The organism is Hyalangium minutum (assembly GCF_000737315.1).
GTDB lineage: Bacteria > Myxococcota > Myxococcia > Myxococcales > Myxococcaceae > Hyalangium > Hyalangium minutum.
Genome location: NZ_JMCB01000003.1, coordinates 721,450 through 739,849, shown reverse-complemented (window position 1 = coordinate 739,849; position 18,400 = coordinate 721,450). Strand labels below are relative to the sequence as shown.

Genomic DNA, 18,400 nt, shown 5'->3' with positions numbered 1-18,400 from the left:
CGTGAGACTAGGGCCGTCGCGGTCGTAGCACGTGGCAGGCAAGCCTCTCAAGTTCCCGACTTCCTTGATGAATTGGATGGTTGGCTGAGGAGCAGACGAGGGCTCAGGGGCTTGGGGCGGGACGGCGCAGCGCGCTACGGTGCTGGGATGGCTCTGTCACGCTCTGAGGGTGTCTTTCGGGTGGGGTTGATCGGCTACGGCCTGGCAGGCGCGAGCTTTCATGCTCCGCTGCTCTCCGTGGAGCCAGCCTTCCACTTGAGTGCCATTGTCACGCGGAGCGCGGAGGCGGTGGCACGGGACTGGCCGGGAGTGAGGGTGGTCTCGGTGGACGCGCTGCTGGCGGATCCGGAGATCGATCTGGTCATCGTGGCGACGCCGAACGACAGCCACGCGTCGCTGGCGGAGCGGGCGTTGCTGGCAGGCAAGCACGTGGTGGTGGAGAAGCCCTTCACGCTGAACTCGGCGGAGGCGGCGCGGCTGGGGGCGCTGGCAAAGGAGCGAGGGCTCTGCCTGACGGTCTTCCAGAACCGGCGCTGGGACGGGGACTTCCTGACGGTGAAGCGGCTGGTGGAGGAGGGGAAGCTGGGGAAGCTCTACAGCTTCGAGAGCCACTTCGATCGCTACCGGCCGCAGGTGAAGAAGCGCTGGAAAGAGGAGGCGGGGCCTGGGGGCGGAACGCTGTGGGATCTGGGGGCGCACCTGGTGGATCAGGCGCTGCAGCTCTTCGGGATGCCCGATTCAATCACGGCGGACGTTGCGAAGCAGCGGGAGGGAGCGCAGGCGGTGGACTGGTTCCACCTGCTCCTGCGCTACGGGGAGATGCGGGTCATCCTGCGCTCGGGTTCGGTGGTGCATGAGCCCTGGCCGCGTTTCGTGCTGCACGGCGAGGCGGACGCTTTCACCAAGTACGGACTGGATCCGCAGGAGGAGCAGCTCAAGGCCGGGCTAAGGCCGGGAATGGCGGGCTGGGGCGCGGAGCCCACGGAGCGCCACGGACGCTTGAGCCGAGGCGGGAATGTGCCAACCATTCCCGGAAGCTACGAGCACTTCTACCGCCAGCTCGCCGCCGCCATGTCAGGGCGAGGAGAAGTGCCCGTGGCAGCGGAGAGCGCAGCGCAGGTGATCCGGGTATTGGAAGCTGCGGACAGGCAGTCTCAGCCCCGCGTGAGCGGCGTCATGTAGCCGAACGTGTTCGAGTCGCTGTAGGCGGGATTGGTCGCGTACCAGAAGACCTGCATGGGATCCGTCGACCCTGCCTTCACCACCACGACGACAGTCCCCGGGATGCACCCGCCCGTTTGGGGCACATCCGCGAACGTCCAGTAGTGGTACGCGCCGGCCACGGCGCCGCCAAAGTCGCTGACATAGGTGAGCGTACTCGTGCAGTAGTCGCCACTGGTCGTCTGGTAGTCCCACGTGGCGGTGTTCGACCCCGTCTTGGGATTTGCCGCGAAGTGGAGGGTGCTCAGGTTGTCGTAGTAGCCCGTCGTCGCTGGGCAGCTGTACGAGTTGTTGACGCCGCAGCTCCAGCCCCGCCAGTTCCCGCTGATGTCGTCAGCGAGAGCAAGGGTCGGTGCCAGGAACGCCAGGGCCGCAACAAATCCGAGGGTGCGCTTCATGAGTTCTCTCCTGTGGTGGGTTTCGCGGAGAGCTATTTCATGAGGCGTGCCAGGCGGAGGAAGAGCGCCCGGCAGCCCGCAGCCAGTGTGGGGAGTGGACCCACGCCAGGAGTTCCGGGCGTTTGGCCTTCCGCGCGGGCGGGTACGGGCACAGGGCCATGTGTCTATGCCTGTGCCTGTGCCTGTGCCTGTGCCTGTGCCAGACGGTGCTGCGCGAGCTCTAGTACGTGCAGCGCAGGACCTGGCGGTAGGTGCCGCAGAGGCCGAAGTCCGTCGTGCCTGCGGGCTGTGAGTGGTAGCAGCTGTAGACGGTGGGGTCGCAGTCGGGGCTGGGCCAGACGTCGTAGGCGTCGCCATCGGTGACCGCGAACTCCGTCACGCGAGCGACGAGGCGCGCCGTCTTCTGCATGGCCACGCCGTCATCGGCGCCCGCGCTGAAGGTGAGCGGGACGGTGTGCGGGTCGATGGCCTGGTACAGTGCTGGATATGACCAGTCGAGGCGGTAGCTGGGCCGGCCGTAGACCTGAGGGATGCCGTCGGGCGCCGTGACGGAAAGCCAGTCCACGTACCCGGACACCGAGGCATGGCCGCGATAGATCAGGTGGGTGTTGCCCTGGACGACGTAGATGGGGTTGACCGCCTCGTCGATCCAGATGCCGCTGTCGCCGCGGAAGTCGAAGAACCGCGGGGCAATGACGATGCGCGCGGTGTACGAGCGCGGCGTGCCCGTGAAGGTGTCGACGCGGACGAAGAGCGGCAGGCCGGAGAGCACGGTGTTGAGCTCGTGGCCCTCGTGGAGGACGATCTCGAAGCGGCGCTCGCTGATGATGTGCGCGTCCCCGAAGGCGTCGTCGGGGACGAAGCTCAGGACGCCCGAGAGGTAGCGGTTCGCGGTAGCGCGGATGATGAGGGCGCGGACACCATCGCGCTCCTCGAAAGTACCGAGCGTCTCGAAGCTGAGCTCGTTGTCGCCCACCGAGGCGTAGAGCCGGGTGACCGTCACCGCGGCGGTGCTGACGCCGGTCTCCTCCTCGGTTTCGGGAAGGCCGTTGTTACAGGCCGCGAGCGCGGCGAGGCTGGCGAGGGCGAGGGTACGTAGTTGCATGGGGCGGTCTCCAAGTGAGGCCTCCGAGTACCACATGGGCAATCCGATGGGCGACGGCGGCTTCCACCTTATGCTCTCGTCCGACATGAGACTGACGGAGAATGGGCGGGCCTCCACATGACCGACGAGTTGACCCGGCGCGGAGCGGAGATCATTGCGCCGATCGCGGCAAGGCTTGTCGCGCAACCGACACGGAACGCGGCATACCTGCTCGGCGCTGATAGAACTGTTCCGCATCTCGCCGGATGCGCGGATCGTCCTCGCTCTCATCGAGGCTGGGGAAGCGGCCCTCCGCGTCGGGGTCGGCGCACGCGGCGCCGCTACCGCCCGTCGCCCTTACGTTGGGGAGGAAGGCACGCGCGTGGACGAGAATCAAAAGGGAAATCCCGGTTATGAACGTACAAGGACAAATCAAAGAGCATCTTGCCAGCCAGCCTGAAGCAAAGCGCAGCGACATGCAGGAGTTGCACCGGCTCATACTTCAGGCGTTGCCGGCACGTAAATTGTGGTTCTTCGACGGCAAAGACAGCAAGGGTAAAACTGTCAGCAACCCCACGATCGGGTATGGATTTCACACAATCGCATACGCTGATGGAACAACGAGAGATTCCTTCCAAGTCGGCATGAGCGCAAACAAGACCGGAATCTCTGTCTATATCTTTGGTATCAAGGACAAGACATACCTGGCCAAAGCGTTTGGAAAGAAGCTAGGCAAGGCAAGCGTGACTGGGTACTGCATCAGGTTCAAGGCCCTCAAAGACATTCACATCGATATCCTCGAAGCGGCAATACGGCATGGGTTTGAGGCTCAGGAAGAAAAAGGGAGCACCAAACGCGGACGCATGGGCTTGCGGTGAGCCGTGCGCATCGGAGCGAAGCGGGGGCGGGGCATCGACCCGCGGCCCTGGCTTACCGTGCCACTGACGGGAGGCGGCGGAGAGCGGTGATGGATGACGAAATGGCAATCCGGGCGAGTACCACGCCCGGGTGACGGTGCGCTCGACGGTCACCCCCTCGTGTGCCTTTCTGCCTTTGCCTTTTCCGGATCGTCGAGGAGACGTGACTCGTCAGTCACTCGGATCGTCACAGCAGGAACAAGCACCGCTCCCCGCCCCCTCCAGGCCCTAACCTTCGCCGCGGAAGAACCGCAGCATGCTCTGCGCCGCGTCCTCGGCGAACATCCTGTCCATGAGCGACTTCGACTGCTCCCCGGTCCTCGTCGCGCGTTCGCGCATGACCGGCTCGAACGCGGCCACCGCGCCGTCGACGTCGCCGGGGTGCGCGGCGACTGCGCGCGCCAGGTTGGCGGCGTCCTGCATGGCGAGGTTCGCGCCGACGCCCGTGGACAGCATGAGGTGCGCGGCGTCGCCGATAAGGGTGACGCCGGGTCGCGGCTCCCAGGCGAGACCGAGCGGCAGGACCGTCATCGGGCGGACGGCGTAGGGCGGTTCGCAGGCGCGGATGAGCCGCACGATGTCGGGGTGCCAGCCGTCGAGGAGCGCGGCCCCGGCATCGGCGGTGTCGATGCCGTCGAGCGCGCCCTTGGGGCAGCGCGCAGCGATGTAGACCCTGATGGTGCCGTCGCCGTTGTGCTGGGCGGCGAGGTGCAGGCCCGGGCCGAGGGCCCAGTAGTTGCCGCGGCCGACCTGGGCCGCGAGCTCAGGGCGGGTCCGGGCGGCGTCGCGGATGGCGCCTTCGATGTAGGTGATGCCGGCGTATGCGGGCTTGGCGTCGCACAGTAGCGGCCGGACTCTGGAGTTCGCGCCGTCAGCGCCCACGAGGAGGTCGCTCTCGGCGCCGGTGCCGTCGGCGAAGCGCAGCAGATGGCGGCCCTCGCCGAGCGGTTCGGCCGCGACAAGGGCCTTGCCCCACTGGACGGTCCCCTCGGGCAGCGAGTCGAGGAGGAGGTTGCGCAGGTCGGTGCGGTCGATCTCGGGCATGTCCATGGCGGCGTCGTCAGGGGTGTCCTCGCGCAGCAGCACGGTCCCGGACGGGTCGAGCAGGACCATGTCCTGTCCTTCCCGCCGGGCGGCCGCGCGGAAAGGGGCTTCGAGGCCGGCCTCCTGGAGGGCGAGTTGGCCGCTGCCGGCGCGGATGTCGAGCATGCCGCCCTGGGGGCGGGCGGTGCGGGAGGCGTCCCGCTCGTAGACGACGGATTCGATGCCGTTGACGTGGAGGAGGCGGGCGAGCGTGAGGCCGCCGGGACCGGCGCCGATGATGGCGATCATGAGGTTCCCTTTTTCGATACAGCGTATGGAGATATACACTGTATCGCCTGGGGCAGTGTATGGTTCAAGGCCAAGGAGGTGTGAGTTGTCGGACAGCACACTCGTATGGGATCGGCCCGAGCCGCCGGAGCGGCCGGCCCCGAGCCTGCTGAGCCGGGCCCGGATCGTGGCCGCGGCGGTAGCCCTCGCAGATGCCGAAGGGTTGGAAGCCGTCTCGATCCGCAAAGTCGCCGCCGCGCTGGACGCTGGGCCGATGCGGCTCTACCGGTACGTCGACACCAAGGAGGAGCTGCTGCTGCTCATGGTCGACGCCGTGTACGCCGAGATGCCCGCCCCTGCGGGGCGGACCTGGCGGGAGGCCGTGCGCTCGGCCGCCCGGGGCGTGCGCGAAGCGGCCCTGGCCCATGAGTGGTTCGCCGACCTGCTCGGCGGCCGCCCCCACCTCGGCCCGGCCACCCTGGCCCACGCCGACGCCCTGCTCGCCGCGATCCGATCCGACCCAGGCGTTCCCGACATCGACACGGCGATGCGGATCACCGAGGCCCTGGCGCTGGTCCTCAACGGCGCCGTCCGCAAGGAGGTCGCCGAACGCCGCGCCGAGCGGGCCTCCGGCAAGAGCGAGGCGCAGTGGCAGGCCGCCTCAGGCCCGTACCTCGAGCGGATGTTGGCGACCGGCCGCTACGAGACCCTTGCCGAAGCCGTGCGGGACGCGCGGCACCTCGACGCCGCCGAGATCTTCGAGCTGGGGCTGGACTACCTGCTCGACGGCATCGAGGCGAACCTGCCTTCTAGAGATCGGCGGCGATGATCGAACGGACCAGCACTCTTACAACTCGAGCGTTATGTGAGCGCGGCGAGCCGCTCGATCAGGTCATGAGGCGAGGGGAGCCCGGCGATCTCCTCCTGAACAGCGCGCGCGGCCGCTCGCATCTCACCGTCCTTGAGCACCCGATCCAGCGCCGCTTCGATGGGCTCTCGGGTCTCTGGAACCGGTGTGATCGACACTGCCACCCCGCGACGCTGAGCAGCCTCGGCGTTGTCTGGCTGATCCGCGCCCTGGGGCAGGATCAGCTGCGGAATGCCGAGCGCGAGCGCCGTCCAGGTCGTGCCCGCTCCTCCGTGGTGCACGATCGCGCTGCAACTGGGGAGCAGCTCATTGAGGGGGACCCAGCCCGTGACGCGCACGTTGGCGGGAAGGGGCCCCAGCGCCTGCAGATCCGCGCCGCCGAGCGCGAGCACGGCTTCCACGTCACGCTCGGCCAGTGCCTCCACCACGTGCTTCAAGAAACCCACACCGCCCATCCCCGGCACGACCGAGCCCAGCGTCACGCAGACCCGTGGGCGCGTGGGCGGCTGGAGGAGCCAGGAGGGGAGCGCGCCACCTGAGCCGTTGAAGGGCACGTAGCGCGTGGACCAGCCTGGAGGGAATGCGTCGCTGAGCATGCTCGGCGGAGTGGGGTGGATCTGCGCCGCAGGGCGGGTCAGCTCGAGGGTGCGTCCCTGGCGCTCACACGTCGAGGGGAGCAGCAGCCACTCCAGGGAGCCCAGCCGTGCCTCAGGATCGAGTGGCAGGCCTGGAGAGTGCGCTACCACCGGGACCCCCAGGAGGTCCGCGACGAGCCGGCCCAGCACGTGAAGCCGAGGGTAGATGACCAGCGTCGGCCGGAAGTCGCGGGCGATGCGGATCGTCTCATCAGTCATGAGATCGGCCACCTTGGCGAAGGGAGAGGGCATCCCAGGTACCGGAACCGGAGGCCGACCCCCTCGGTTCGCCGGTGCGGTCGCCTTGTTGGCGGCGATCGTGCTCCGGAACACCTGATCTACGTCCACGCCTCCAGCAAGGTGTTGTGATGCTTGGGTCCGTCGATGGTCCGCCCTTGCGCCCACAAACTCAGGACGCTCAGGCGCTGGGCGATCTGGTGGGTCGCGGCGTCGGCCTGCATCCACGCCAAGTGCCGTCTGCCGGATGCCAACTGCATCCAGTCCACGGGCCGCCTTTCGAACTCACCCAGCATGCGGACCAGCGTAGCCCCAGGGATCGTTTCTCACCATGCCAACCAGCCATGGGAAACCAGCATTGTCTTGAAATCATGACATCGCTAGAAGCCGCGCTCATGCCCCTCAACGCCTCGAAGTGGATCCTTGCCTGCGTCTTCAGCGCTCTCTCAGGTCTCGCCCTCGGCTGCGGAGGCGTCGATGACTCCGAGGAGTCCGCCGCGTCGCTCCAGACCTCCCAGGCCCTGCTCAGCATGAAGGATCAGGTGGACGGCAAGATCGTTGCCCAGGTGCGCCTGTCCACCACCCACAGCGTCGAGTTCTGGCAGTTCTCTGATGGTGCCATCAACCTGCGCGAGATCGGCTCCGCCCAGGATCTGGAGAAGCAGCTCGACCTGGAGGCGCTCCAGGGCCTCTCGCCCATCGAGCGTTTCCGGCAGCTCGCCGGGCCCAGCGAGCCCGTTCCCGCGTCGCTCCTCGAGGCTGCCTCCGTCCAGAAGGCCGCTCCGGGCCAGCCCGTGTCCATGGTCCCCTGGGCGCCGCCTCCTCCTCCCGAGCGCAAGCCCGAGTCGGGTGCTTCGAGCTTCGCCCCGCTCATCGACTGGAACGCCGACGCGCTGTGGTTCCAGCAGAACTTCTGCACCTGGAGCACCGTGGACAGCGTGTGGTGCCCCACCAACGTGGGCTGGGCTGATGCGGGTGCTGTCTACGCCATGTTCTACGAGAGCACGTGCTTTGCGGCCTCGCAGAACCAGAGCGCCACGTACACCACCAAGTCCTGGAACGGCTCCGCGTGGGTGACGAACGCCGTGAACACCGTGGCCCCGCGCTACTGGCAGCGGTGGACCTTCGAGGTGCTCAATTGGTACACGGCCCGCTGCGAGAGCATCAACACCGGCGGGGACTCGCGCGTGGACTTCTCTCACCGCTTTCGTTGGGGCACTCCGTCCATCGGCGCGCTGGGGGACTTCCCGTCCGATCGCACGTACTCCGGCGGCTATTCGAACGACACCCAGGGCGTCACGCATGACAGCAACTATTGGTTCCTGACCAACACGAACAACATCTGGCGCGTCCCGGTCGGCTCCAGCCTCAATGACAACCCGAGCTACACCGCCAGCAATCCGTGGGCGGGGCTCTACAACCACCTGGGCGACATCAGCTACGGCGCGGGATATCTCTTCATTCCGCTGGAGAGGAACGGCGGCAGCGGTTCATGGTGCTCTTTCGGCGTCATGAACACCTCGCTCACGCCCTACGCCTACGCCATCGTCCCGGACGCTGGCATCTCCGACCAGGGTGAGAGCTGCCCGTGGGTGGCCTACAACCCGAGGGACGGCCACCTCTACGCCTCGGCCTTCGACGCCAGCTACATCAACAAGTATTCGTGGTCGCTCGCCTACGTGAACAGTGCGTGGCAGCTCAACCTGAGCTTCGTCAGCCGCATCCAGATCAAGGACAAGTACGGCAATCCCGTCAGCCTGACCTCGTTGCAGGGCGCCGAGTTCTCTAACACCGGCAAGCTCTACCTGGTCTCGGACAGCGCGGGTGCTGTCTACGTGATGGACGTGTTCAACGGCCGCTTGCAGACCGCGTTCGGTGTGCAGGTGGATCACGGCTCCTACGAGGAGCTGGAGGGCATCACCCTCTGGGACGTCGACAGTGGCGTGGCGCCCGGCGTGAGCGGACAGATCCACGTCCAGATGTGTGACAACGACTGGCCGGACTCGGACGACTTCTACTTCAAGCACTACCGCGCCTCCGAGCCCTCCAAGCTGTAAGGCGGGCGGAGGTGGAGCGCCTGGAAGTCTGCCGGAGCTTCCAGGCGCTCACTCACGACAATCAACCGCGGGCGATCGCGTCCTCGACGTAGCGGATGCCCTTGGCGGTGATGGCGCGGCCCTTCTTCGTCTCCGAGGCGTAGCCGGTGTGGATGCGCAGCGCCTTGGCGGCGTTGGGGGCCGCGTAGCTCACGCCGAACTTGCTCCAGAAGCGCGAGGTGGTGCCAGACGTCACCTCCACGCCCAGCGAGCGCGCCAGGTACAGCGGGATCAGCGAGCGCAGGAGCTGATCCTTCTGCTGCTGCCCGGCCGTCAACAGATCCTTCTGCTGGGGGTGCGCCTGCAGCGCATCCACCAACTGCTTCACGGCCTCCGTGGTGGCGGCCCGCGACGCGCCGGTGCTGCGCTTGCTCGCGGAGGCGCCACGCTTGGCCGCGGCCTTCTTGGCGGCGGGCTTGGCCGCGGCCTTCTTGGCGGTCTTGGCACGCTGGGGACGGGAGGTCTTCTGGATCTTGGCTTTCTTGGGCATTGTGGACTCGGTGGGAGGGGACTGCGAAGGCTCACTGCGGACTGCGGGTTGCGCATCCATCGGCTTGCCGGGCCAGCCTCGACGCAGCACCGCGCGCAGCTCGTTCACCCACTCGGTGAATCCCAAACGCGCGAGCAGCGAATCCAACCAACTGGGAAGGGCTGACACCAGACAAGGCCTCCTGGAAGACGGCGGGAAGGTACTACAGCTTCCCCAGGGATGATCCAGCGTCTCGACCGTACCAGGTAGGGTGGATCACACCCAGAGTGACTGAATCTGGCCTGATCAGGCCGGATCTCCCCGGATCCGACCCCACGGGACACCTCAGATCCGGGTGAAGCTCCAGCTGAGCGCGCGGCCTCCAGCGTACGGCATGACGCCGTGGAAGGCGCGCGGATCCGCGTCGAACACCAGCGGGAGGAAGTGCCGATCCCCATCCCACAGGTTCAAGGAGAGGATGTCCTTCACCGGGACCCAGGACAGCTCGCCCTCGGCGTTGCGCTCGAGCGGCGTGCCCGTGAAGCGATCGATGAGGAAGACGAAGCCCAGCCAGTCCTCGCCCTTGGGGCCGAAGCCGGGCCAGCTGATCGTGCCACGCAGCCGGAGCGACTCGCACTCGATGCCTGCCTCTTCGCGGATCTCGCGGCGCATGCAGGAGACGACGTCCTCGTCCGCCTGCATCTTCCCTCCCAGCCCGTTGTACTTGCCCAGGTGAGCGTCGTCTGGGCGCGCGTTGCGGTGGATCAGCAGGACGCGCGCCCCGTCCGGGGACAGCACATAGCCGAGGGTTCCGATGATGGGGGTGTAGCGCATGGGCCCCGCTGCATATCGAAAAATCTGCGGGCTCGCGGTCCATCCTGCGTATCTTACGGGCCGCGCCCCGAGGGGCAGCCAAGGAGGAAACGTGGGAGCCCGGGTTCTGGGAGTCATGCTCGCTGTGGCGGGTGCGGTGGTGTTGTGGATGGGGCTGAAGGCGAAGGATTCGCTGACGGAGCGCGCCACCGAGGCGCTGACGGGCCGCTACTCCGAGCGCACCACGCTCTACCTGGCGGGTGGGGGCGCGGCGCTGGCGGGCGGCGTGCTGCTGGTGTTGTTCGGCGGCGGCGGGGGCCGGCGGCGGTAGACCCAGCCCCATGAACGAGGGTGATCGCATCTGCTTCCGCCGCGTGGAGAGTAGGCAGTCCTGCGGACTTGTAGGTGTGGCTGAATGACCGACGCGCGGGTCTCTTCCGGGAAGCTCACACGGGAGAAGTCCTGAATATGGTGAAGCGAATCGGTCCCGCGCTCCTGTCCCTGCTGGTGGTGGCCTGCGGTGATGACAAGGAGTGCAAGCTGGATGATCCGGAGTCGTGCGCGGAGAACCTTGTCTGCGAGAAGGTGAGCGGCCAGGAGAAGCCCCTGTGCTTCGCGCCGCTGCAGGTCGAGGGCAAGGTGTTCGATCTGTCCTCGGGTGCGGCGATCCCGAACGCCGAGGTGACGGCGCTGGATGCCAACGGAGCGCCGGTGTCGGGTGTGGCGGTCAGCGGAGCGGATGGCCACTACTCGCTGCGCATTCCAACAGAGCGCTCGGACGACAAGGGCACGCCGGTTGGCGCGCGGCTGACGCTGCGGGCCGGCGCGCAGAACTATGAGCCGTTCCCCTCGGGCATCCGCGTCGCGCTGCCCCTGGACACCTCGGGCGCCGCGAGCACCGAGGAGGAGAAGCCGTGGGTGGTCTCCTCGGCGCAGACGGACGTGGGCCTGATCTCGCTGCCGTCCACGGATCAGGGGCTGCCCGCCGTGTCCGGTACGGTGGAGGTCTCCTCCGGCCAGTCGGCGCTGGTGGTCGTCGAGGGCAACGGCAGGGCGTACTCGGCGGTGGCGGACACCTCCGGCCATTGGAAGGTGTTCAACGTGCAGCCCGGCGGCGGCTACAAGGCCCAGGCGTACGTGAAGGGCGCCAACTTCACGCCGGCCGACGTCTCGGTGCAGCCGAGCGTGACGACCACCGGCGTGGCCCTCCGCAAGGCGGCGGGCGCTGGCGCGACGCTGAGCGGCACGGTGCAGCTCGTGGCGGGCGCCAACGGTGCGGGAACCAGTGTGGTCATGGTGGTGGAGAGCACGTTCAACGCGGCACTGATCCGCGGCGAGGTACCACCGGGCCTGCGCGCTCCAGAGCCAGGCACGGCCCCGAACATCTCCGGCGCGTACTCCATCTCCGGCGTGCCGGACGGGAAGTACGTGGTGCTGGCAGCCTTCGAGAACGACGGCAACGTGCGCGATCCGGACCCCAACATCTCCGGCACGCAGATCGCTCACATCACGGTGACCAACGGCACGCCAAGCGCCAGTCCCTCGTTCAAGGTGACGGGGGCCATTCAGATGGTGGCCCCAGGCGCCGGGGAGACCACGGAGCTGGTGACGGGCACGCCGAACTTCAGCTGGAAGCCGTACTCCAGCGCCAAGGCCTACGAGCTGCGCGTGTTCGACTCGCAGGGCACCAAGGTGTGGGAGAACCTCGCGGTGCCCTCGGACGCCCAGAACGGCGCCGGCAACGTGGAGGTGGCCTACGGCGGGACCGCCCTGCGCCCAGGGCTCGTCTACCAGTGGCGCGCCACCGCGAAGGGCAACGCGGGCAACCCCATCTCCAACACCGAGGAACTGCGCGGCTTGTTCTCCGTGCAGTAGGTCTCGGCTGCCCTCCGGGCAAGGCCCTGGGCGAGCGCTGCTCCCGTCTCGGCGGGGGCGGCGCCCGACCCGGTAGGTAACGAAGGACGTTGAGCTGTCCCGGCGGCAGTGACAATGTCCGTCCCATGAAGCGTTTCCTGCCCCTTGTTGCCCTGATCTCCTGCACCACTCCGTCGAGCAGTGGCCCGTCCCCGGAGTCCAGCGCCGCCGCGGCCTCCGCGACCCAGGCGGCTCTGCCCGAGGAAGTCCGGATCGCCGACCTCCGCCAGCTCACCTTCGGTGGCGAGAACGCCGAGGCCTACTGGTCCTTCGACGGCAAACAGCTCTCGTTCCAGTCCCGCCGCGGCGACATGGGATGCGACCGCATCTTCCGCATGACGGTGGATCCGTCCGGCCAGGCGCCCGTGGAGAAGCAGATCTCCAGCGGCAAGGGCGCGACGACGTGTGCGCACTTCCTCCCGGGTGACCAAGAGCTGATCTACGCCTCCACCCAACTGGGCGGCGACGCGTGCCCCCCGAAGCCCGACCACTCCATGGGCTACGTCTGGGCCCTCTATGACAGCTACGACATCTTCAAAGCCAACGCCGATGGGACGGGGCTGACGCGGCTCACGGAGACGCCGGGCTACGACGCGGAGGGCACCGTCTGCGCCAAGGACGGTTCCATCCTCTTCACGTCCGTGCGCGACGGGGACATCGACCTGTACCGCATGGACAAGGATGGCAAGAACGTGCGCCGGCTGACCGAGACGCCGGGCTACGACGGTGGCGCGTTCTTCAACGCGGACTGCACCCAGATCGTCTGGCGCGCCTCGCGGCCCAAGCCTGGCAAGGAGATGGACGACTACAAGGGGCTGCTGGCGCGCGGGCTGGTGCGGCCCTCGAAGCTGGAGCTGTTCGTGGCCAACGCGGACGGCTCGAATGCCCGGCAGATCACCTGGCTCAATGCCGCCACCTTCGCGCCGTTCTTCCACCCGAACGGCAAGCGCATCCTCTTCTCGTCCAACGTGGGCGATCCCAAGGGCCGCGAGTTCGACATCTGGGCCGTGGACGTGGACGGCTCGAACCTGGAGCGCATCACCTATGCGCCGGGCTTCGATGGCTTCCCCATGTTCTCGCCGGATGGCAAGTGGCTCGCGTTCTCCAGCAACCGCGCCACGGCCCCCGGCCAGCACGACACCAACGTCTTCCTCGCCCGCTGGGTGGAGGACGCAAAGCCCGCCACGCCCGCCGCCGAGGCTCCCGCGGATCGCATCGAGAAGGACGTCCAGTTCCTCGCGGCACCGGAGCGTGAGGGCCGCGGCGTCGGCACGGCGGGACTCGAGGCCGCCGGCAAGTTCATCGAGGCCCGCTTCGAGAGCCTCGGCCTGAAGCCGGCGGGGGAGGGTGGCACGTTCCGCCAGGGTTTCCCCGTGACGACCGCCGTGAAGTCCGGGGCGAAGTCCCAGGTGAAGCTGGGCGGCACCGTGCTCCCCAACGATGCCTATACCGTGCTCGGCTTCTCCTCCCAGACCGCGGCGCAGGGGCCGCTGGTGTTCGCCAACTACGGCATCGTCGAGCCGTCCCTCTCCGTGGACGACTACGCGAAGCTCGACGTGAAGGGGAAGATCGTGGTGGTGCGGCGCTTCGTTCCCGACGCCGCCCCCTTCACCGAGACCGACAAGCAGCGCCGCTTCGGTGACCTCCGCTACAAGGCGTGGACTGCGCGCGAGCGGGGCGCCAAGGCGCTCATCATCGTTGACTGGCCCGTGGCGCCTAACCCTCCGGTGAAGGACTGGCAGATGCCCTCCGAGGCGTCGCTGCCTTCGCTGGCTCCCGAGGGCGCCGGCGATGCCGGCATCCCGGTCGTGGTGGTGAAGCGCGCCGCGTTCGAGCCCTTCATGGACAAGCTGACCGGGCGCAAGCCGGTGGACGGGCGAATCGAGGTGCAGCTTGATTTCGATCAGAGCCAGGCGTTCAACGTGGCCGGGCTGCTGGAAGCAGGAGAGGGCAAGCTGCCGGGGACCATCGTGGTCGGCGCTCACTACGATCACCTGGGCTTCGGCGGGCGCCACTCGCTGGCTCCGGACAAGCGCGTGCCGCACGTGGGCGCCGATGACAACGCCTCCGGCGTGGCCGGGCTGCTCGAAATCGCTCGGACCCTTGCCGCGAACCGCGCGCAGCTCAAGCGCGACGTGCTCTTCCTGGCCTTCTCCGGCGAGGAGACCGGCGTGCTCGGCTCCACGCACTTCACACACCTGCGCGGAGATGGCGGAATGAAGCAGATCGCCGCCATGCTGAACCTGGACATGGTGGGGCGGCTGCGCGTCAGCGGGCTCACGGTGCTCGGTGCCGAGTCCGCCGCCGAGTGGGCGGACCTCGTCGGCGCCGCCTGCGAGAAGGCGCGCGTGCAGTGCACCTCCAGCGGCGATGGCTACGGCCCCAGCGATCACTCTCCGTTCTACGCAGCGGGCGTGCCGGTGCTGCACTTCTTCACGGGCACGCACTCGGACTACCACAAGCCCTCGGACACCGCGGACACCATCAACGCGGCCGGTACGGCGCAGGTGGCGAACATCGTCTCCACCCTGGTGCAGGCGCTCGATGGGAGCTCCAAGCTCACGTACCGGAAGGTGAGTGCGCCCGCGCCGCGGGGCGACATGCGCAGCTTCAACGCTTCGCTCGGCACCGTGCCGGACTACGCGGGCCCGCCCAACGGCCAGAAGGGCATGCTGCTCGCGGGGGTTCGCACGGGCGGTGCGGCGGAGCAGGCGGGCCTGCTGCGCGGTGACATCCTCATCCGGCTCGGGACGCACCCGGTGGGCGGGGTGGAGGACCTCATGTACGTGCTCAACAGCTCCAAGCCCGGCGAGACGGTGACGGCGGTGGTGCTCCGGGACGGCAAGGAGGTTCGCCTCGAGGTGACCTTCCAGGAGGCCAAGAGGCCTCGCTGACACCGCGAGGCCTGTCGGTTGCGCAACTGTAGGCGGATGTAGTGAGATAACTGGGGCGGAGTCAGTGCATACTCCGCCTCAGGATTGAGAGACCGAGGAAGCCTATGTCGAAGCAGCCCAAGACCCCCACCACCAACCACTCCGCCAAGGTCTTGAGTGCTTTCGAAGGAGACGACGAGTTCAGCGTGTTCTCCGTGGACCCGACGTTGCGCAAGCCCAAGGTGGAACTCGGGGCGAACCAGGAGGTGAAGCCCGTGGCCACGCCTCTGTCCCGCTCCGTGGTCCGCCTGTTCCGGAAGATCTTCGGCGACTGATTTCCGAATCAATCTGCCTTCACTCTGGGTATAATGGCCGAGCCCCCCGCGGGGCATCCCCCACGTTTATCCAGGAGCAGGCAGATGAAAGCACTGCGGTTTGCGCTCGTAGCGCTGGCAGCCGGAGCCTTCGGGCTCTCCACTCAGGCCCAGGCCGGAGCGGCCCGGACGACATACCCGGTCGTCTTTGCCCACGGCATGGGTGGCTTCGACAACCTCCTCGGCGTCGACTACTGGGGAGATGACTACGGCACCTTCGTGGGAGATCCGTGCTCGTTCCTGGAGATCGGCTGTAACGAGGACATCGACGGGGACCAGAAGGCCTACGTGGCCCAGGTGCCGGCGTTCCAGTCCTCCGAGGTGCGCGGCCTGGATCTGGCCAATGACGTGGAAGGCTTCATGGCCACGGCGGGCTCCTCGTACGTGAACCTGATTGGTCACTCGCAGGGTGGCATCGACATCCGCAAGGCGGCGCGGGTGTTGCGCGAGCGCCGCGGGTACACGGTGGTGAAGGTGGCGATCAGCGTGTCCTCGCCGCACCGGGGCTCGCCGGTGGCCAAGTACATCCTGGACCTGGGGCCTGGCGTCACCAGCGTCATCAGCGCGCTGGCCACGTACTACGGCAATGCCATCTACCAGTCGGGCAATGACGGGTACGCGGGCGCCAAGCAGCTCGTGTACAACGACTACGATCCGAACGATGGCAAGACCACGGGCATGAAGGCGTTCAACGTCGCGTACCCGGTGGACTCGCGGTATGCCACTCGCTACGCCTCGCTCATCACCGCGCAGTCCGGGCTCAGCGTGAACCCGGCGCTCTACTTGCTGAAGCAGTTCTTCTTCGACATCGACGGCGACGGCTCGTGCACGGACGACTGCGACAACGATGGTGCGGCTGGCCGGGGCGATGGCGTCCGCAACGAGGATGATGACGACGGGCTGGTGGGCATCAACTCGCAGCAGATGGGCTACCGGCTGCGCTACAGCGAGTCGCTGCTGGGCTTCGACTCGGTGAGCACGGACGCGGACCGTGGCTACGTGAGCAACCTCAACGCGCCCACGGCCACGCAGTCCACCTCCACGGCGGCCGTCATCAATCAGGACCACCTGGACGTGGTGGGGCTCGGCCCGGATACGTTCGATGAGCCGGAGTTCTACGCGGCCATCATCGACTACATCGCTTCCTACGACTGAGCCGGGCGCGGGTTCGATTCCCGCCTCCTCCACGCAGAGCAACCCGCCGCTTTGAGACGAGTTCGCTCCTAGCAGGTGGGCTCACTCCTTGTGGCCCCGGATCCTCTCCCTCTTGAGGGAGCCCCTGGACTGTGCACCGGTCCGGTGGACAGGCCGTGCAGCCGCTTGGAGCACACGCCTGCTCAGGCGGCCCACCAAGTCGGCTCCCCTGGTGAGCGACGTGGCGACGCTACACCTCGAACTCAGGCGAGGCCTCGCTTTCCCTCTCAAGGAGGGTCCATGCAGGCTTTCGCCGGGTGAAAAGGCGCTGCCTGGAAGGCTGAGGCCCTTTCCTCGCTCCTCCCACGCAGGTATGCACCCTGGCAATGAAGAATACCCAGAGAGCTTCGATGCCACCGGACGCAGCGCTACTGGCTGCCTTGCCCTTGGATGAGGTGCGCCGGTGCACGCGCTTGCTCGAGGCCATGGGGGAGGACCGCCTCCTGCTAGCGAGGCTCCCAGAGCCGGATCGGATCGCGCTCCTATCCGCCGCCTCCCGCGTGCTGCACCCGGATCGACGTGCGAAGGCACAGTACGTGAAGGCGCTGAGGCGCGACCGGAAGCAGACGAAGCACGACCATGACCGCGTCGTCCGCGCGAAGGCTGGGATCCGGACGCTGCGCAGCGCCGCCGTGTTCGCGGCCCCGCAGCTGCCCCCGCCGCCGCCCGCGGAGGGGCCCGAGCGGATTCTCGAAGTGCCTCGCAAGTGCTACGTCTGCAAGGAAGAGTTCCGGAAGCTGCACTTCTTCTACGACTCGATGTGCGGTACGTGCGCGGACTTCAACTACGCCAAGCGGACCCAGCGGGCGCCGCTGTCCGGGAAGATCGCTTTGATCACCGGCGCGCGCGTGAAGATTGGCTATCAAGCGTCGCTGATGTTGCTCCGCTCGGGCGCTCAGGTGATTGCGACCACCCGGTTTCCGAATGACGCCGCGCAGCGCTACATGAGAGAGCCCGACTTCGCGGCGTGGTCGCATCGGCTGCACCTCCATGGGCTCGACTTGCGGCACGCCCCCAGCGTCGAGCTCTTCACACGGCACGTGGAGCAGGTGCACCCACGGTTGGACATCCTCATCAACAACGCCGCGCAGACGGTGCGCCGCCCGCCCGGCTTCTACGCGCACCTGCTGGAGGGCGAGTTGCGCCGCTTCGAGGAGCTCCCGGCAGAGGCTCGCCCGCTCCTCGCTGGACACGCGCAGTGCGTCGCGGCAGTGCACGCCACCCTGGGGGCAGCTGGCACCGGCACCTCCTTGGTCGGGCCCACCTGGCGCAGCAGTGATCCCGCGCTTGGCATCCACTCCTCCGCCGCGCTGTCGCTGCTCCCGTACGCCCTCGAGCAGGAGAGTGATACGCGCTCCCTCTTTCCCGAGGGAAGGATGGACGCGGATCTGCAGCAGGTCGACCTGCGGCAGATGAACTCCTGGCGGATGAAGCTTGCCGAGGTCTCCACAGCGGAGATGCTGGAGGTCCATCTGGTGAACGCAGTGGCGCCGTTCATCCTCTGCGGGAAGCTGAAGCCGCTGATGATGCGCGACCGCTCCTCGCCCGGCCACATCGTGAACGTCTCCGCGATGGAGGGCAGCTTCTCGCGCGGGACGAAGACGGACAAGCATCCGCACACCAACATGGCGAAGGCCGCGTTGAACATGATGACGCTGACCTCCGCACCGGACTACGCGAAGGACCGCATCTTCATGAACGCGGTGGACACCGGCTGGGTGACCGATGAGGACCCAGTGGTGTTCGCGGAGCGCAAGCAGCAGGAGTTCGACTTTCATCCGCCTCTGGACATCGTGGATGGCGCAGCACGCGTGGTGGACCCGATCATCTCCTCGGAGAACACCGGCCAGTTCGCCTGGGGCAACTTCTTCAAAGACTATCGCCACACCGCCTGGTGAGGCCCCTGCGCCGGGGCCAGCCTCGGGGCCGCGAGGCAGTCATAGGTGTAGCCCAGGCCTGTCCCTGGAATCGCAGGCCGGCCAGGAACTGCCCCAAC

17 protein-coding genes are annotated in these 18,400 nt (G+C 67.4%); 10 read left to right on the top strand and 7 right to left on the bottom strand.

Features of this window, described 5'->3' with window-relative positions; genetic code table 11:
* Nucleotides 1-147: 147 nt before the first annotated feature.
* A complete protein-coding gene (locus tag DB31_RS09580) occupies nt 148-1,182 on the top strand; it encodes an oxidoreductase (protein WP_044185548.1) in 1,035 nt (344 codons plus the stop codon).
* On the opposite strand, the gene DB31_RS09575 is transcribed toward DB31_RS09580, so the two are convergent.
* Together DB31_RS09575 and DB31_RS09570 are read right to left on the bottom strand one after the other, a co-directional pair.
* A complete protein-coding gene (locus tag DB31_RS09575) occupies nt 1,155-1,619 on the bottom strand; it encodes a hypothetical protein (protein ID WP_044185545.1) in 465 nt (154 codons plus the stop codon). The genes DB31_RS09580 and DB31_RS09575 overlap by 28 nt on opposite strands.
* A gap of 220 nt (nt 1,620-1,839) precedes the next feature.
* Nucleotides 1,840-2,724 (bottom strand): hypothetical protein, encoded by an 885-nt coding sequence (locus DB31_RS09570; RefSeq protein ID WP_044186184.1) that lies wholly within the window; start codon nt 2,722-2,724, stop codon nt 1,840-1,842.
* A 392-nt stretch (nt 2,725-3,116) separates the two neighbouring features.
* Here DB31_RS09570 and DB31_RS09565 point away from each other — a divergent pair, with 392 nt between their 5' ends.
* Nucleotides 3,117-3,581 (top strand): DUF1801 domain-containing protein, encoded by a 465-nt coding sequence (locus DB31_RS09565; RefSeq protein ID WP_044185543.1) that lies wholly within the window; start codon nt 3,117-3,119, stop codon nt 3,579-3,581.
* 267 nt (nt 3,582-3,848) lie between these two features.
* On the opposite strand, the gene DB31_RS09560 is transcribed toward DB31_RS09565, so the two are convergent.
* Entirely contained in the window at nt 3,849-4,952 is a 1,104-nt protein-coding gene (locus DB31_RS09560) for an FAD-dependent oxidoreductase (RefSeq protein ID WP_044185540.1), read from the bottom strand.
* A gap of 85 nt (nt 4,953-5,037) precedes the next feature.
* On the opposite strand from DB31_RS09560, the gene DB31_RS09555 reads away from it, so the two are divergent.
* The gene (locus DB31_RS09555) at nt 5,038-5,760 is read left to right on the top strand and encodes a TetR/AcrR family transcriptional regulator C-terminal domain-containing protein (protein WP_044185536.1); all 723 of its coding nucleotides are present in this window, start codon (nt 5,038-5,040) and stop codon (nt 5,758-5,760) included.
* Between the two features lie 32 nt (nt 5,761-5,792).
* Here DB31_RS09555 and DB31_RS09550 read toward each other — a convergent pair whose 3' ends face one another.
* Both DB31_RS09550 and DB31_RS09545 read right to left on the bottom strand, forming a co-directional pair.
* Nucleotides 5,793-6,686 (bottom strand): glycosyltransferase, encoded by an 894-nt coding sequence (locus tag DB31_RS09550; RefSeq protein WP_052419830.1) that lies wholly within the window; start codon nt 6,684-6,686, stop codon nt 5,793-5,795.
* A gap of 86 nt (nt 6,687-6,772) precedes the next feature.
* Nucleotides 6,773-6,967 (bottom strand): hypothetical protein, encoded by a 195-nt coding sequence (locus DB31_RS09545; RefSeq protein WP_044185533.1) that lies wholly within the window; start codon nt 6,965-6,967, stop codon nt 6,773-6,775.
* 75 nt (nt 6,968-7,042) lie between these two features.
* Between DB31_RS09545 and DB31_RS09540 the strand changes: the two genes are divergently transcribed.
* Nucleotides 7,043-8,728, top strand: coding sequence for a hypothetical protein (locus tag DB31_RS09540; protein WP_157231893.1), 1,686 nt, complete (start codon nt 7,043-7,045; stop codon nt 8,726-8,728).
* A 61-nt stretch (nt 8,729-8,789) separates the two neighbouring features.
* Here DB31_RS09540 and DB31_RS09535 read toward each other — a convergent pair whose 3' ends face one another.
* Nucleotides 8,790-9,425 (bottom strand): hypothetical protein, encoded by a 636-nt coding sequence (locus DB31_RS09535; protein WP_240486609.1) that lies wholly within the window; start codon nt 9,423-9,425, stop codon nt 8,790-8,792.
* A gap of 156 nt (nt 9,426-9,581) precedes the next feature.
* Complete coding sequence (locus DB31_RS09530; protein WP_044185527.1) at nt 9,582-10,070, bottom strand: NUDIX hydrolase; 489 nt, start codon at nt 10,068-10,070, stop codon at nt 9,582-9,584.
* 91 nt (nt 10,071-10,161) lie between these two features.
* Here DB31_RS09530 and DB31_RS50400 point away from each other — a divergent pair, with 91 nt between their 5' ends.
* From DB31_RS50400 to DB31_RS09500, 6 genes are all read left to right on the top strand, one after another.
* A complete protein-coding gene (locus DB31_RS50400) occupies nt 10,162-10,380 on the top strand; it encodes a DUF3185 family protein (RefSeq protein WP_276203614.1) in 219 nt (72 codons plus the stop codon).
* A gap of 137 nt (nt 10,381-10,517) precedes the next feature.
* Nucleotides 10,518-11,924, top strand: coding sequence for a carboxypeptidase-like regulatory domain-containing protein (locus DB31_RS09520; RefSeq protein WP_044185521.1), 1,407 nt, complete (start codon nt 10,518-10,520; stop codon nt 11,922-11,924).
* Between the two features lie 125 nt (nt 11,925-12,049).
* Entirely contained in the window at nt 12,050-14,857 is a 2,808-nt protein-coding gene (locus DB31_RS09515; RefSeq protein WP_044185518.1) for a M20/M25/M40 family metallo-hydrolase, read from the top strand.
* 104 nt (nt 14,858-14,961) lie between these two features.
* Nucleotides 14,962-15,171, top strand: a complete 210-nt coding sequence (locus DB31_RS09510; protein ID WP_044185515.1) for a hypothetical protein — start codon at nt 14,962-14,964, stop codon at nt 15,169-15,171.
* A gap of 84 nt (nt 15,172-15,255) precedes the next feature.
* A complete protein-coding gene (locus DB31_RS09505; protein ID WP_044185512.1) occupies nt 15,256-16,365 on the top strand; it encodes an esterase/lipase family protein in 1,110 nt (369 codons plus the stop codon).
* 365 nt (nt 16,366-16,730) lie between these two features.
* Nucleotides 16,731-18,302 carry an SDR family NAD(P)-dependent oxidoreductase gene (locus tag DB31_RS09500; RefSeq protein WP_044185508.1) on the top strand — a complete coding sequence of 524 codons (1,572 nt, stop codon included), beginning with the start codon at nt 16,731-16,733 and terminating at the stop codon, nt 18,300-18,302.
* Nucleotides 18,303-18,400 lie beyond the last annotated feature (98 nt).

Excerpts from the sequence above, each read along its gene's own strand:
- DB31_RS09510 (WP_044185515.1), top strand. The coding sequence starts at position 14,962 with ATGTCGAAGCAGCCCAAGACCCCCACCACCAACCACTCCGCCAAGGTC.
- DB31_RS09515 (WP_044185518.1), top strand. The coding sequence starts at position 12,050 with ATGAAGCGTTTCCTGCCCCTTGTTGCCCTGATCTCCTGCACCACTCCG.
- DB31_RS09520 (WP_044185521.1), top strand. The coding sequence starts at position 10,518 with ATGGTGAAGCGAATCGGTCCCGCGCTCCTGTCCCTGCTGGTGGTGGCC.
- DB31_RS09550 (WP_052419830.1), bottom strand. The coding sequence starts at position 6,686 with ATGCCCTCTCCCTTCGCCAAGGTGGCCGATCTCATGACTGATGAGACG.
- DB31_RS09545 (WP_044185533.1), bottom strand. The coding sequence starts at position 6,967 with ATGCTGGGTGAGTTCGAAAGGCGGCCCGTGGACTGGATGCAGTTGGCA.
- DB31_RS09580 (WP_044185548.1), top strand. The coding sequence starts at position 148 with ATGGCTCTGTCACGCTCTGAGGGTGTCTTTCGGGTGGGGTTGATCGGC.
- DB31_RS09530 (WP_044185527.1), bottom strand. The coding sequence starts at position 10,070 with ATGCGCTACACCCCCATCATCGGAACCCTCGGCTATGTGCTGTCCCCG.
- DB31_RS09500 (WP_044185508.1), top strand. The coding sequence starts at position 16,731 with ATGAAGAATACCCAGAGAGCTTCGATGCCACCGGACGCAGCGCTACTG.
- DB31_RS09575 (WP_044185545.1), bottom strand. The coding sequence starts at position 1,619 with ATGAAGCGCACCCTCGGATTTGTTGCGGCCCTGGCGTTCCTGGCACCG.
- DB31_RS09570 (WP_044186184.1), bottom strand. The coding sequence starts at position 2,724 with ATGCAACTACGTACCCTCGCCCTCGCCAGCCTCGCCGCGCTCGCGGCC.
- DB31_RS09565 (WP_044185543.1), top strand. The coding sequence starts at position 3,117 with ATGAACGTACAAGGACAAATCAAAGAGCATCTTGCCAGCCAGCCTGAA.
- DB31_RS09560 (WP_044185540.1), bottom strand. The coding sequence starts at position 4,952 with ATGATCGCCATCATCGGCGCCGGTCCCGGCGGCCTCACGCTCGCCCGC.
- DB31_RS09540 (WP_157231893.1), top strand. The coding sequence starts at position 7,043 with ATGACATCGCTAGAAGCCGCGCTCATGCCCCTCAACGCCTCGAAGTGG.
- DB31_RS09505 (WP_044185512.1), top strand. The coding sequence starts at position 15,256 with ATGAAAGCACTGCGGTTTGCGCTCGTAGCGCTGGCAGCCGGAGCCTTC.